The organism is Bartonella sp. HY761, assembly GCF_026743145.1.
GTDB lineage: Bacteria > Pseudomonadota > Alphaproteobacteria > Rhizobiales > Rhizobiaceae > HY038.
This window is the reverse complement of the sequence record NZ_CP104887.1, coordinates 2,276,180-2,290,985: the sequence shown is the minus strand read 5'-3', so window position 1 is coordinate 2,290,985 and position 14,806 is coordinate 2,276,180. Positions and strand designations below refer to the sequence as shown.

At 41.9% G+C, this 14,806-nt stretch carries 12 protein-coding genes and 1 riboswitch; of the genes, 7 read left to right on the top strand and 5 right to left on the bottom strand.

The annotated features are described in order from the left end of the window. Positions 1 to 15 precede the first annotated feature (15 nt). The 3 genes from N6A79_RS09920 to N6A79_RS09910 form a co-directional block, all read right to left on the bottom strand. Positions 16 to 3,138: a multidrug efflux RND transporter permease subunit gene (locus tag N6A79_RS09920; protein WP_268545815.1), complete on the bottom strand. Its 3,123-nt coding sequence runs from the start codon at positions 3,136 to 3,138 to the stop codon at positions 16 to 18. A 120-nt stretch (positions 3,139 to 3,258) separates the two neighbouring features. Further along, positions 3,259 to 4,392 carry an efflux RND transporter periplasmic adaptor subunit gene (locus N6A79_RS09915; protein ID WP_262078394.1) on the bottom strand — a complete coding sequence of 378 codons (1,134 nt, stop codon included), beginning with the start codon at positions 4,390 to 4,392 and terminating at the stop codon, positions 3,259 to 3,261. A 130-nt stretch (positions 4,393 to 4,522) separates the two neighbouring features. Then, on the bottom strand, positions 4,523 to 5,077 hold the full coding sequence (locus tag N6A79_RS09910) for a TetR/AcrR family transcriptional regulator (RefSeq protein WP_262078393.1): 555 nt from the start codon (positions 5,075 to 5,077) through the stop codon (positions 4,523 to 4,525). Positions 5,078 to 5,444: 367 nt separating this feature from the next. Here N6A79_RS09910 and N6A79_RS09905 point away from each other — a divergent pair, with 367 nt between their 5' ends. From N6A79_RS09905 to N6A79_RS09895, 3 genes are all read left to right on the top strand, one after another. Beyond that, complete coding sequence (locus N6A79_RS09905) at positions 5,445 to 6,557, top strand: PLP-dependent cysteine synthase family protein (protein WP_268545814.1); 1,113 nt, start codon at positions 5,445 to 5,447, stop codon at positions 6,555 to 6,557. A gap of 92 nt (positions 6,558 to 6,649) precedes the next feature. Then, a complete protein-coding gene (gene cueR / locus N6A79_RS09900) occupies positions 6,650 to 7,081 on the top strand; it encodes a Cu(I)-responsive transcriptional regulator (protein ID WP_268545813.1) in 432 nt (143 codons plus the stop codon). 80 nt (positions 7,082 to 7,161) lie between these two features. Next, positions 7,162 to 8,313, top strand: a complete 1,152-nt coding sequence (locus N6A79_RS09895) for an alpha-hydroxy acid oxidase (protein WP_268547577.1) — start codon at positions 7,162 to 7,164, stop codon at positions 8,311 to 8,313. 58 nt (positions 8,314 to 8,371) lie between these two features. Here N6A79_RS09895 and carA read toward each other — a convergent pair whose 3' ends face one another. Next, entirely contained in the window at positions 8,372 to 9,568 is a 1,197-nt protein-coding gene (carA, locus tag N6A79_RS09890; RefSeq protein ID WP_268547576.1) for a glutamine-hydrolyzing carbamoyl-phosphate synthase small subunit, read from the bottom strand. A gap of 411 nt (positions 9,569 to 9,979) precedes the next feature. Here carA and N6A79_RS09885 point away from each other — a divergent pair, with 411 nt between their 5' ends. Both N6A79_RS09885 and N6A79_RS09880 read left to right on the top strand, forming a co-directional pair. Then, positions 9,980 to 10,432, top strand: a complete 453-nt coding sequence (locus N6A79_RS09885) for a GatB/YqeY domain-containing protein (protein WP_182417472.1) — start codon at positions 9,980 to 9,982, stop codon at positions 10,430 to 10,432. A gap of 376 nt (positions 10,433 to 10,808) precedes the next feature. Next, positions 10,809 to 11,414 carry a glutathione S-transferase family protein gene (locus N6A79_RS09880; RefSeq protein ID WP_268545812.1) on the top strand — a complete coding sequence of 202 codons (606 nt, stop codon included), beginning with the start codon at positions 10,809 to 10,811 and terminating at the stop codon, positions 11,412 to 11,414. 220 nt (positions 11,415 to 11,634) lie between these two features. Here the strand turns inward: N6A79_RS09880 and N6A79_RS09875 are convergent, their stop codons facing one another. Then, positions 11,635 to 12,105, bottom strand: a complete 471-nt coding sequence (locus N6A79_RS09875) for a 6,7-dimethyl-8-ribityllumazine synthase (protein ID WP_182417458.1) — start codon at positions 12,103 to 12,105, stop codon at positions 11,635 to 11,637. Between the two features lie 53 nt (positions 12,106 to 12,158). Further along, positions 12,159 to 12,305: riboswitch (FMN riboswitch) on the bottom strand. Between the two features lie 296 nt (positions 12,306 to 12,601). Between N6A79_RS09875 and N6A79_RS09870 the strand changes: the two genes are divergently transcribed. Both N6A79_RS09870 and N6A79_RS09865 read left to right on the top strand, forming a co-directional pair. Next, the gene (locus N6A79_RS09870; RefSeq protein ID WP_268545811.1) at positions 12,602 to 13,051 is read left to right on the top strand and encodes a MarR family winged helix-turn-helix transcriptional regulator; all 450 of its coding nucleotides are present in this window, start codon (positions 12,602 to 12,604) and stop codon (positions 13,049 to 13,051) included. After that, a complete protein-coding gene (locus tag N6A79_RS09865) occupies positions 13,048 to 14,757 on the top strand; it encodes an MFS transporter (protein WP_268545810.1) in 1,710 nt (569 codons plus the stop codon). Before N6A79_RS09870 ends, N6A79_RS09865 begins: the two co-directional genes overlap by 4 nt. Positions 14,758 to 14,806 lie beyond the last annotated feature (49 nt).

Genomic DNA, 14,806 nt, shown 5'->3' with positions numbered 1-14,806 from the left:
TTAAGGTATAAAATATTAAGCGACTTCGTCTTTTTCCTGAACTTGTGGCTTTACTTTAAAGAAGCGCAGGATAATGAGGAAGAAAACTGGCACAAACATAACAGCAAGAACTGTCGCGGTTATCATGCCGCCAAGTACGCCTGTACCAATTGCATTTTGACTGCCCGCGCCAGGACCATTAGCAATTGCAAGGGGTAATACGCCAAGCGAAAATGCCAACGATGTCATCAAAATTGGTCTAAAGCGTAATTTTGCCGCTTCCAGTGCTGCACTAGAAAGAGACATACCCTGACCATAAAGCTCACGTGCAAATTCCACAATCAAAATAGCATTTTTCGCCGATAGCCCAATAATGGTGATAAGACCAATTTTAAAATAAAGGTCATTTGCCATATCACGCATCATCACCGCAAGAACACAGCCAATAATACCAAGTGGCACCACCAACATCACTGATACCGGAATTGACCAACTTTCATAAAGTGCTGCTAACAATAGGAATACAAAGAGAATAGATAGCGCAAATAAAAGGGTAGATTGCGAACCAGATTTAATCTCTTCTGCCGTTTGTCCTGACCATTCAAAACCATAGCCTTCTGGGAGTGCTTTAGCAATACGCTCCATTTCAGCAATTGCATCACCGGTTGAATAACCAGGGGCTGGTGAACCAGTGATACGCATTGATGGATAGGCATTATAACCAATAACCTGCGCAGGTCCTTTTTGCCAATTAACATGAGCAAAGGCTGATAAAGGCACCATTCCGCCATGGGTATTTTTGACGTGAATGCTTAACAACTGAACCGCATCAAGCCGCTTGGTATCCAATGCTTGAACAACAACACGTTGCAGCCTACCTACATTTGGAAAGTCGTTAACATAGGCCGAACCAAGATTGGCTGAAATAGCTGTATTAATATCAGCAAATGTCACACCAAAAGCATTTGCCTTTTCACGATCAATTTCAAGATTGACCTGTGCTGATTCAGGCAAACCTTCGGGGCGCACACCAGCTAGAATTGGACTTTGACTTGCCATGGCAAGCAATTGTCCCGTAGCTGCATTAAGCGACATGTTTTCTGAACCGCCACGATCTTGCAGGCGGAAACTAAAGCCATCAGTAGAACCAAAGCCGTCAATTGCTGGGGGTAGAACTGCAAATATTTGACTAACATCCTTAATTGATGCCAATTGTCCATTCGTCCAGTTAACAATATCTTGGGCTGATTGCCCTTTGCCGCGTTCGCTCCAGTCTTTTAAGGTTACAAAGACGATTGCTGCATTGGCACCTGACCCTGAGAAGCTAAAACCACGTACGCCAATAACATGATCAACGGCATCATTTCCGGCAAAAATTTTATCAATTTGTGATAGAACTTCATTGGTTCGATTGGAGCTAGCCTCTGGTGGTAATAATGCACTGACAATAAGATAGCCCTGATCTTCATTTGGGGCAAAGCCTGTTGGTAATTTCACATAAGTATAGCCGAGCCCTAAAAGGATAGCCACATAAATGACCATAACACGACGGCTTTTAGCTAATGCGAAACGCACACCACCTTGATAATGATTGGTCAAACTATTAAAGTTGCGGTTAAACCAACCAAAAAAACCGCGCTTATCGTGATGCCCTTTGGGAACAGGCTTCAAGAATGTTGAACAAAGAGCGGGTGTTAAAGTAAGCGCCAAAAGAGCCGAGAATAAAATAGACACTACCATGGTAAGCGAGAATTGGCGGTAGATTACACCCGTTGCACCTGGGAAAAATGCCATAGGTACAAACACGGCTGAGAGAACAAGTGTAATACCAATAATCGCGCCGGTTATTTGATGCATCGCCTTTTGGGTTGCCTGTTTGGGTGGCAACCCTTCCTCTGCCATGATGCGCTCAACATTTTCAACCACCACAATCGCATCATCAACCAGAATACCAATGGCAAGCACCATAGCAAACATTGTTAGCACATTGATGGAAAATCCTGCCGCTAACATAATGGCACAAGTACCAAGCAAGGCCACCGGAACGACAATGATGGGAATAAGCGTATAGCGGAAATTTTGTAAAAAGAGAAACATCACCAAGAAAACCAAAATGACGGCTTCAATCAAGGTATGAAAAACTTTTTCAATCGATGCCGACACAAAGGGTGTCGTATCGTAAGGGATAAGATAGCTTACGCCTTTGGGAAGAAATGCTCCTAGCTCTGCCATTTTGGCATGAATAAGCTTTGATGTAGCAAGGGCATTACCGGAATTGGATAATTGAATGGCGGCAGCAGCAGATTGCTTGCCATCAAGTGTGGTAGAAAAATTATAATCTTCCGCACCAAGTTCTACACGGGCAACATCCGATAGCCGTACGGTTGAGCCATCAGGATTTGCACGTAAAATAATAGATGAGAATTCTTCAGGTGTTGCAAGCTGCCCTTTAACCAATACGGTTGCCGTGAGTTCTTGGGTTAAAGGATTGGGATCTGCACCAACACGGCCTGCAGCTACCTGCGCATTTTGCGCACGAATAGCAGCGGTTACATCGTCAACCGATAGATTTAGTCCCACCATACGGTCTGGATCCAGCCAAACACGCAATGCGCGCTCTGATGCAAATAGTTGTACGCGTCCAACCCCGTCAATACGGCGCAACTCACCAAGGATATTACGGCTCATATAATCACCAAGGGCCACACTATCATACGAACCATCTGGTGAAATAAGGCTGATAAACATCATAAAGCCGTTGCCAGCTTCTTCAACCTGGATACCTTGATCGACGACTGATCGCGGCAAACGTGACTCAACACCGCGAATTTTGTTTTGCACATCAACCTGTGCCTTGGCGATATCTGAACCTGTATTAAATGTTGCCGTAATTTCAAGGCCACCATTTGAATCAGTGCTTGATTCAAAATAGGCAATATTTTCTACGCCATTTAATTCTTCTTCAATCTGGCGGGTAACACTGGCATAAACTTCCTGCGGTGACGCACCAGGGTAAGACGTCCGGATTGTTAATTGCGGCGGAGCAATTTTTGGATATTGCATTATAGGTAGATAAGGCAATGCAATAATACCAGCCAATGTTATGAATATCGCTATAACAAAGGCAAAAATAGGTCTTTTAATAAAAAACTGGGCCATAATGGTCTCGTTTCATCGGGGGCTTATTTTAAATATTTCACAAACATTATAAATGCGATCTATTATCAGCATTTCATAATGCTGCAGATTTAAATAGGTTTAAACTGCTCATCGACATTGTTATTGGCTAATCGCTACACTAGTGCCGTCTTGAACTTTTGCACCGCCATCGATAATGACCTTATCGCCACTTTTGATACCAGTGCGCACAATCCAATTATTATCAATAGCTTGCCCAAGGGTAATATTACGCAAATGCGCGATATTCATTTCATCAACAACATAGACCTGCGCACCACCGCTATTATCACGAATAATGGCTCGTTGCGGCACAAGAATTGCAGAACTATCAACTGCCTGTTCAATACGCACCCGCACATAAAGGCCAGCTAAAAGCTCGTCCTTTGGGTTTGGAAACTCAGCACGTAAGGTGATTTGTCCGGTGGTTGAATCGACTGACGCTTCCGAAAACAACAGGCGGCCTTTTTCACTGTAAGGTGTGCCATCATCAAAAACCAGTTGTACACTTGCTTCCCCTGGGGCTGGGCTTTCAAGATCACCAGCATCTAAGCTGCGCCGAAGTTCACGCACGGCATTGGAAGACTGGGTAAAATCGACATAAACAGGGTCTAGCTGTTGAACCAAAGCAAGGTGATTAGCATCGCTTGGGCTAACCAAAGCGCCTTCCGTTACTAAGGCACGACCAATGCGGCCGGATATTGGTGCACGCACTTCAGTATATCCAAGATCCAATTTTGCAGCATCAAGTGATGCTTGTGCTAGGGCCACATCCGCCTCAGCTTGTGCAAGAGCTGCAACAGCATTATCGTAATTGGTTGTCGAGGTAACCTCACGCTCGCGCAATTGCGATTGGCGCTCGGCAAGTTGCTTAGCATTTAATTCAACAGCCTTAGCGCGGGCAAGGGAAGCCTCGGCGCTAGCAACGCGTACACGAAATGGCATGGGATCAATACGATAAAGCACTTCGCCTTCTTTTACTGTGCTACCTTGGGTAAAAACACGCTCAACTACAATTCCAGAAATGCGCGGCCGCACTTCGGCAACTCGTGTTGGTGCAACCCGGCCGGGTAATTCAGTGACAACAGGAACCGATTGCGGGGTGGCAACGACAATATTAACGGCAGGGGGAGGGGGAGCTTCACCACCTTGTTCTTGCGCGTAAAGCCCATAAGATGATGCGCTTAAAAGCAAAAATGGTAGGATGATTTTGGTTAAAAAAGCTGGGGGACGCATGAGGATATACCTATTACTTTTGGGAGATTAATAAAGATGATACTTTTACTCAAGTAAATATATGGTAAAAGTGAAATTAAATTTAAGCTAATTAGTATTTTATAACTTAATCGAATATAATGGAATAAAATCAAATTTCTGCATCTTGACCATTATTTTTTGCTAAATTATCAATATGATCCAGTATTCTTTGACGCTGGTCTTCATTCCACGGAAAAACGCCAAGCATTTCAAGACTGCATAAACCATGCATAGCTAAATAAGCTAGGGAAGCATTGGGTTTATCTAAGTTTTCTATATTGAGATCTTTTATGTCTTTCCAAATATATTGGATGATTTGTTCACGGATAGCTTGATTGTTTGCCATGCTTGCACAAATAGCAAGACTAACGGCGCGTTCATTATCGCCACAATGTCGCCTAATCACTTCAATGTTAGCCGACATCAGCGACATGCCTTTGGATTGTTCATCGGCGACGATTTGATCATAGCATGAAAAATGCCGTTTGATGAGCGCGCTGATCAAAGCCTCTTTGGATTTATAATCATAAAGCACAGTCGCCTTACTAACCCCAGCCTTATTGGCAACGGCTTCAACAGTTAGCTTAGCAACGCCGCTTTCTATCACAACGGCTTCAACAGCATCTAAGATCTGGTTTTGATCTATACTGCGTTTACGACCCATTCTTTTAGACCTATAAGCTTACATAAATTTATTTCTATATTGGTGATTTATATATTTCCAACCATTCGTTTATAAAAAATATTTCAATTTGTCAATTCTAGTTTTAAGAGTCGTTTTATCCTTTCAATGGGCGCTTTGAAATAAAAAAGCGATATAAATCAGGCAAAATTGCCTTAAGCGCTGCAGGTCGATTTCATTAAATAGATAAAATACGATAAAATTAGTAATCTAATAAAATATATGAAAATAGAATTTTATGCTATTTTTTGAAAAAAATTTAAAAATTTACGAATGTTAATTGCTTTAATTTTAAAAAATATATTTTATTATGACGAAGTCAGCATAAACAATTATTCGGTAAATAGATATGAACAACCATATGACCTTTCCCTCCCTTGATGCCCCAAGTCTTTGTACACGCCACTGGTTGGTGGAAGCAATTGAATGTCTTGAAGCCGAGGCCAGCCGCTCAGCTGATACTCATTTGCTACGTTTAGATTTGCCAAGCTGTAATGGCATTACCCTTTATTTAAAAGATGAATCAAGCCATTCAACCGGTAGCTTGAAACATCGTTTAGCGCGTTCGCTGTTTCTCTATGCTTTATGCAATGGCAAGGTAGGGCCACAAACCACCATTATTGAAGCATCAAGCGGTTCAACCGCTGTATCAGAAGCCTATTTTGCTAAATTGCTAGGTCTGCGCTTCATTACCGTTGTGCCGCGCACCACATCGGTTGAAAAGATTGCTGCAATTGAGTTTTATGGCGGGGAAGTTCATTTTATTGATGATCCAAAGAGTGTTTATAAAACAGCTCAAGATCTAGCTGATAGACTAAATGGCTATTATATTGACCAGTTTACTTATGCCGAGCGTGCAACAGATTGGCGTGGCAATAATAATATTGCTAATTCAATTTTTTCGCAATTAAGCCGCGAAAAAAATCCCATTCCTGATTGGATTGTTGCAAGCGCTGGTACAGGTGGTACATCGGCGACCCTTGGCCGCTATATCCGCTATGGTTGTTATTCTACTCGTCTTTGCGTTGCAGATCCTGAAGGTTCGGTGTTTCACAAGCATTATATGGATCGCAGTATCCGAGAAATTGACGGTTGTAATTCGGTCATTGAAGGTATTGGCCGCGCAAGGGTAGAGCCATCATTTTTACCTGATGTCATTGATCGCATGATTGCAGTACCTGATGAAGCAAGCCTTGCCGCCATGCGCGTGATCAGCAAACTTATCGGTCGTAGTTGTGGTGGTTCCACGGGGACTAATCTTTGGGCGGTTGGAAAAATTGTTTCTGACATGATTAAAAACAATCAAACCGGCAGCATTGTCACCCTGATTTGTGATAGCGGCGAACGTTACCGCTCTACCTATCTTAATGATAATTGGCTCGCCAAAAAGAACCTCGATATTGCTCCCTATGTGGCAGCACTGGAAGCACTATTTATCAATGGGCGAGCTTTTACCAAATAATATAATCTTAGCAATTATGATTGCATTTTTTAGCAAAATACCTAACTTTACATGGAGCTATTCTTTAGCTCCATTTTTTGTGGGAGAATTGTATGAATATAGGAGAAGCAGCCAAGGAAAGCGGCGTTTCTGCCAAGATGATCCGCCATTACGAGAGCATTGGTCTTATTAAGGCAGCCCATCGTAGTGATGCAGGCTACCGCCATTACGCAATGCAGGATCTTGATACTTTACGCTTTATTCGCCGCTCTCGCGATTTAGGCTTTTCGCTTGATCAAATTAACACGCTTTTGTCACTTTGGCGTGAACAATCGCGCAGCTCTGCTGAAGTAAAAAAACTAGCCGCTCAGCACCTTTCAGAACTTGAAGAAAAGATGGCAGCTTTGCGCGAAATGAGCGATAAATTGCGACTGTTGATTAACCAATGTAATGGCAATGATGATCCTGATTGCGCCATTATTGAAACCTTGGCAGGAAGTACCCCAAATAGCCATTGCTGTGCTTCACCTAAGCAATTGGATTAATTATTTTATATTTTGGCTATTTTTTATGTAAACTATGCGATTTTAGGTGCAACTTAGACAGTTTTTATGGAAGGCCGATGATGAAACAATTGCTCGATATTGCTGATTTTAAAAAGGCAGCAAAGCGCCGCGTTCCAAAAATGTTTTTTGATTATGCCGATTCAGGTGCATGGACAGAAAGTACCTATCGCGCCAATGAAGATGATTTTAAACAAATTAAACTGCGCCAAAAAGTTCTCGTTGATATGACAGGTCGCAGTTTGCAAAGTGAAATGATTGGCCAAAAGGTGGCCATGCCGGTTGCCCTCGCGCCAACGGGTCTTTGTGGCATGCAGCATGCCGATGGTGAGATTCTTGCTGCACAAGCGGCTGAAGAATTTGGCGTGCCCTTTACCCTATCAACCATGAGCATTTGCTCGATTGAGGATGTGCGATCTTCCACAACAAAGCCCTTTTGGTTTCAGCTTTATGTTATGCGCGATCGTGATTTTGTTACCAATTTAATTGAGCGCGCCAAAGCTGCCAATTGCAGCGCCTTGGTGCTTACATTAGATTTACAGATATTAGGGCAACGCCATAAGGATTTGCGCAATGGGCTTTCCGCACCACCGCGCTTTACACCAAAACATATCATGCAAATGGCAATGCGCCCGAAATGGTGTTTTGACATGCTTAAAACCCAAAGGCGCACTTTTCGCAATATTGATGGCCATGCTAAAGGCGTTAGTGATTTAAGCTCGCTATCTGCTTGGACGGCAGAACAATTTGACCCCAAATTAAATTGGCAAGATGTGGAATGGATCAAGAATAAATGGGGTGGCCCACTCATTCTAAAAGGCATTCTTGACGCAGACGACGCCCATAAAGCGGCTGAGAGCGGTGCTGATGCCTTAATTGTTTCTAACCACGGTGGCCGCCAGCTTGACGGCGCATCCTCAACAATTAGCATTTTGCCAGAAATTATTAATGCAGTCGGCAGCAAGATTGAAGTGCATTTAGATGGCGGCATCCGCTCTGGGCAAGATGTTCTAAAGGCTTTAGCTTTGGGTGCAAAAGGCACCTATATTGGCAGGCCATTTCTTTATGGGTTAGGTGCAAACGGTAAGCAAGGCGTGCGTCAAGTCTTGGATATTATTGCTAAAGAGCTTGATATCACCATGGCACTTTGCGGCAAACAAAAAGTAACAGATCTTGACGAAAGCGTTATTTATAAACCGCAAATTTCTAGTTAAAAGTGCAAAAACACCCATCACCATACAATTATGGTGATGGGTGTTTGAAAATCAAAATTTAAGCTTTATGTTTTTTGACAAGATCCATAAAGCGGTCAAAAAGATAATGGCTATCTTGTGGGCCAGGTGATGCTTCAGGATGGTGTTGCACTGAAAAAACTGGTTTTCCAACCAAACTGATGCCGCAATTTGTGCCATCAAAAAGTGAAATATGGGTTTCTTCAACACCTTCAGGCAGGCTTTTTGAATCGACCGCAAAACCATGATTCATTGAAACAATTTCAACCTTATCGGTGGTGAAATCCTTAACCGGATGGTTGGCACCATGGTGACCTTGATGCATTTTTATGGTTTTGCCGCCCATGGCAAGCGCAAGCATTTGGTGACCAAGACATATACCAAAAATTGGAATACCACTATCAACCAAAGTGCGAATAACGGGTACGGAATATGCTGCCGTAGCGGCTGGGTCGCCAGGGCCGTTTGAAAGGAAAATACCATCTGGTTGCATAGCAAGTACATCTTCTGCGCTTGCTGTAGCTGGTACGATTGTCACTTTAGCATCACGCCCTGCAAGCAAACGTAAGATATTTCTTTTAATACCATAATCAATAGCAACAATATGATATTTAGGTTCGGTTTCTTCGCTATAGCCTTCATTCCAAACCCACGGCGTTTCACTCCACGGCATTGATTGACCGATGGTGACATCTTTTGCAAGATCAAGCCCTTCAAGACCAGACCAGCTTGCAGCGCGCTGCTTTAACGCAGCCATGTCAAATTTACCATCAGGACTATGGGCGATAACGCCATTAGGTGCGCCTTTTTCACGGATAAGAGCAGTGAGGGCGCGAGTATCAATACCGCAAAGAGCAATAACGCCGCGTGATTTTAACCATTGGTCTAGACCTTGCGCAGCACGATAATTAGATGGATCAGTGATATCGGCTTTTAAAACAGCACCAACTGCACCAAAATGATTGGCAGGGGTTAAATCTTCAATATCTTCTTGGTTGGTACCAACATTGCCGATATGGGGAAAAGTGAACGTAACAATTTGTCCAGTATAGGAAGGGTCTGTCAGGATTTCTTCATAACCAGTAAGGGCAGTGTTAAAACATACTTCTGCTTCGATTGCGCCCGTTGCTCCAAGGCCTTTTCCCTCAATCACTGTTCCATCTGCAAGTACCAATACGGCTGTTGATATTGACTTTTCCCATGGAGTGGCTGCTAAGGTGCTGATATTTTGGGTCATCATCGGTCTCTTTCTATATTCCGTGGGCAAAGATACTAAGGGCACGGATACTAAAAATAGTGCCATTATCATGCTAAGCTATTTATATTTGCGCATGTCAAAAGGGCGGATGCGGTCATCCACCTTAAAATATAATATCATGTCTGGCTAAGATTGGTATTATATCGGTTAATTTCAAAAAATAAAGTGAAGATTACGTCTTTTGACCATTCTTTTAATCTTTACCCACTTTTTTAGGACTAATTAGATTTAAATAGCAATGATTTGCTGTCATTGCCTATAATAAATGGTTTTCCCTTGAATTGCATAAATTTCACATCAAATATGCTATGTGTTTACATTATGGCTTCAAACTTGCTGTGAAACTGTTATAGAAGTCCCTATATTGAATTTAAAGCGGAGATTAGGCTGATGTTGCGTGAAGATATTGCTGTTGCACTTAAAAAAGCAATGATCGAAAAGGATAAAGTGCGTCTATCGACCTTGCGCTTGGTAAATGCTGCCATACAAGATCTTGATATTGCAAGACGTGGCGATGGTAAACCTGCCGCCGAAGATAGTGATGTGCAGGCCTTGCTTGCTAAAATGATTAAACAGCGTGACGAATCGGCAAAGCTTTATGATCAAGGTAGCCGTCCAGAGCTTGCAGAGATTGAGCGTAATGAAATTGCCATTATCCGTGAGTTTTTACCCCGTCAGCTTGACAGTGCAGAAATGCAAGCAGCTATCAAAACGGCTATTGCTGCAACGGGCGCTGAAAGCTTGCGTGATATGGGTAAGGTAATGGCGCAATTAAAAGAGCAATATATGGGGCAAATGGATTTTTCAGCTGCAAGCGCGATTATTAAAGAGCAATTGCAATAGTAGTTTAGTTTTTAAGGCTAGAGCTTGCTTTTCTGACATTAAAACAAGCTACCTATCTATTTAAAAATGTGGTACCTGCCGGGGAAGATACAGCAGGTACCGTCTCGCTGTTCATTTTTATTTCCAATGTTTATAGTGCATTTTAAAAATACTGATAATAATGTAACTATAGTAGCTTATCCATTTTTACAGGGGCAAAGATAAAAAAATCAAAATTCTTTGACCGTGTGGTAAACTTTAACCAAAAGTAATCCCCAACTTTTCACCATTTGATTTTTAATATCGTTTTGCGTTGCCCACTCAACACTGCTGACAAAAACTGACACAAGTGATGGATATAGACATTTCATAACGACCAAAAAAGAGGAAAGTTGAAATGACAAATATCCAATTTTATACCCATCCCCAATCACGCGGTTGTACTGTGCGTTGGATGTTCGAAGAGCTTGGCATTGCCTATGATGCTCATATTCTTGATTATGGCACAACTATGAAAGAACAATCCTATCTTGATATTAATCCTATGGGGAAAGTTCCAGCTATTGTCCATAATGGTAAAGTTGTAACCGAAACATCGGCAATTTGTCTTTATCTTGCTGATGCCTTTTTTGACAAGGGCTTAGCGCCAGCTTTGTGCGATCGTGCCGATTATTATCGTTGGAGCTTATTCATTGCTGGACCATTTGAATCTGCTTTTATTGATGGCTTTCGCAAATTGGAGATAAAACCAGAAGAACGGATCATGCTTGGTTATGGTACAATTGAAGAAATGATGACAATTCTTGCCAATCACCTTAAAAATCGTGAATTTGTTGCAGGTGATAAATTTACTGCTGCAGATTGTCTTGTCGGTGCTTTTTGCGCTTTTGCCATTTTTAAGGGTGGCTTAGAAAACGAGATATTGAAGGATTATTGTCTACGCCTTAGCGAACGCCCAGCCTATAAACGGGCAAGGGCAATTGATGAAGCCTTGGTTAAATAAGCGTTTTAAATAGCTATCTATAAAAACTATATGATAGAACCATTATAGCCAAAACTCGCTAGCCTTTCAGTCTATTTGTTATTTTTGTTTTAAAATAATGTTGTATTTAGAAAGGCTGGCAATTGTTTTGTGATTTAGCCTCTCAAGGCACAATATGTCTAATACGCTAGAGCATGGTAAGATTATACTTAAAACAGACGCGCTCTAGCATTTTTTTGCATTATGCAGGAATTTTCTTATTGGTTTGATGTAACATAATTAAAGCATCGGCAGCTTCTTGTCCTTTTTGGGTGAAATGGTCAAAGAAAATTTTTTCATGAAAGGCCGTTTCGTGAAAATGGTGAGGTGTTAAAACAACACTAAAGACGGGAACATTTTCATCAAGTTGGACGCGCATCAAGCCATCAATAACGGCGCTTGCTACAAAGTCATGTCGGTAAATACCACCGTCAACCACAAAACCTGATGCCACAATTGCATGATATTGCCCTGTGCGAGCAAGCTTTTGGGCAAGTAACGGTATTTCAAAAGCACCGGGTACATCAAATTTTTCAATCTGGTTTAATTCGGGCGCATTTTCAGCGATGCGGCTTGCAAACCCCTTATAGGCTTCATCAACAATATTAGCGTGCCAACGAGCCGCAATAAAGGCGATTTTTAAAGCTTTTTGTGTTTCATTACTCTGATTCATAGGACAACTCCAATTGAAACAGGGCAAACAGCAGCAACCACTACTGCGGCCACTGCGATTCTCTTCCATCCGGACTATACCGTCGGCTCTGGCATCTCACCAGATCTGCTGACCTTTTGTTTTGAAAACAAAAGCGCTCGCGGGCTCAGGTTTTACCCCATACCGCCGGTGGGGAATTACACCCCGCCCTGAGAAACATGCATTATTGCAAAATTGTTTTAAGCAAAATTGTCACTGCTTGTCTATTAAAACCGTTTCAAAATAACATAATTGTCATAGGGTGGTGGTTTACTCAAATAGAATAAAATTACAGAGGTTAAATAAATGCAGCTAAGCAGATTTGCAGACGTCCTAAGCGCTAAGGAATATAAAATTTAGTAATCACTAAATTATGATAAGGTCACTCTTATGTGAGAAGCATGTTTGATTATTGAAAATAGCAAAGGATAAATATATAAGCACGGTAATAGTTAGCCTCCTACATGAATATAGTAATATGACAACTACACCAGAAAAACAGGCTGAATTCATTGATTTGCTTTTGAAAGTCAGCCGAAAAATCCCTGTTCTTTTTGATAGTTATGCCCGAACTCGTGGTTTAACTCTTGCGCGCGCCCGCACTTTGCTTGCTTTGAGTCGAAGCGATGGTATTTATCAAAAGGAGCTTGCTGAAAAGTTAGACATTGAAAATGCTAGTATGGTGCGATTAATCGATGCGTTAGAAGAGCAAGGATTGGTCGCAAGAGCGGTTGCGCAAGGTAATCGGCGTGCAAATACTATTCATTTAACTGTTGGTGGTAAGGCAATTGTTGAGGAGTTGGAAAGCCATAGTGCAGCTTTACGCAATGAATTGTTGTTTGGCATCATGCCAGGCAAACTGGATGAGGGAATTGAAATTTTAAAACATATGGCAGCCCATATTGGCGAAAAGCGGTGTATGCCATGAGTGGTGAGGCTAGAACAGCAAATAATGAAGCGAAAGTTGTGAATGTCCCTCCGGTTCCCCAAGATCAGCCAATGCCTCCCTATAAGGTTGGCAAGATATTTGCTTTTGCTTGGCCGCGCTCGCTGCTTTATATTTTTGCCGCAACCATTCTTTCATGGGCGCAAGGCTTTGGCATGAATGTTATTCAGGCTAATATCCCACAACTACAAGGCTATTTTCATACAACACCGATTGAAACCGCTTGGCTTATGGGCGCCTATATGGCACCTAATGTTAGCTTTGCAATATTATTGATTAAAATTCGGACCCAATATGGTTTGCGCAATTTTGCCGAATTATCGATTATTTGCTTAGTTCTCGTGTCGGTGATGCAATTATTTGTATCAGACTTTAATAGCGCGTTGATTGTTCGCTTTTTTGGCGGCGTTGCTGCTGCTCCCATGTCGTCTATTGCTTTCATGTATATGATTGAAGCTTTTGCGCCTGCTAAAAAACAAACTATTGGTCTAAGCCTCAATCTGTTAAATGTATCACTTAACATGCCGTTGTCGCGTATTGTTTCGCCATTTTTGATGGATAATGGCGGTTTACATGGGCTTTATATGCTGGAAATAAGCCTTGCACTTATTGGTGTTGGTCTTATCTTTTATTTACCCTTAACGCCAATGCCTCGCGCCAAAGTTTTAGAAAAGCTAGATGTCGTAAGCTATTCTTTTTTCGCTTTAGGGCTTGGTATTAATGCAGCAATTATGCCGGTTGGTCGGCTTTATTGGTGGCGTGAAGCACCATGGATGGGTTGGTGTTTGTTTTTTGCAGGTATATTCATCGTTATTGGCGCAATTATCGAACTTAACCGTAAAAATCCACTTATTGATCTGCGTTGGTTATTTTCGCGCGATATGTTGCATTTAGCGATTATTTTATTGATTTTTCGTGTCTTGCTTTCCGAGCAATCAACTATAGCAGCCAATTTCTTTAATCTGTTTGGTTTGTTGAATAGGGAGCTTGTACCGCTTTATTTGCATGTCATCGCTGGTACTATTGTTGGCGGTTTGTTATGCGCATTTTTCCTAAAGCCAGGGCGTGAAGACATTTTTCATATCGCTGCGCTCATTCTTCTGGCCTATGGCTCATGGCTTGATAGCCATGCAACTAACCTAACACGACCAGAAGAAATGTATTGGAGCCAAGCAATGATCGGCATGGGGGCTGGCTTATTCTTGCCGCCATCAATGTATAAGGGCTTGGCATCGGCTCTTGCCCGTGGACCCAAATATATTTTGAGCTTTATTGCTGTATTTTTATTTACGCAAAGTACGGGCGGTTTAATGAGTTCGGCATTTTTTGGTAGTTTGCAAATTATGTTTGAAAAATATCATTCCAATATGATTAATCAGCAAATTATTTTGAGTAATCCTATGGTGGCTGGGCGTATACAACAATTATCTGTGCCTTATGCGCAAGTTTTAACCGACCCAACATTGTTAAATGCAGAAGGCTTGGCAACCCTTGCCAAACAAGCCACATTAGAAGCGAATATTTTGGCTTATAATGATGTTTTTCGCATTTATTCATGCATTGCACTGGCTTTATTGGCATTTTTACTTTGCCGGATCGTCTGGAATGATGTTTCACGGCGGTTGGCTGAAAAGCGAGAACAGCAAAAGATTGAAAAAAATGGAGAACTACAAGTTCCTGCAAATTAGCAAACGGCTTTTAATCTGTGCAGAATAAAGGCTTAATTTATAAAATATC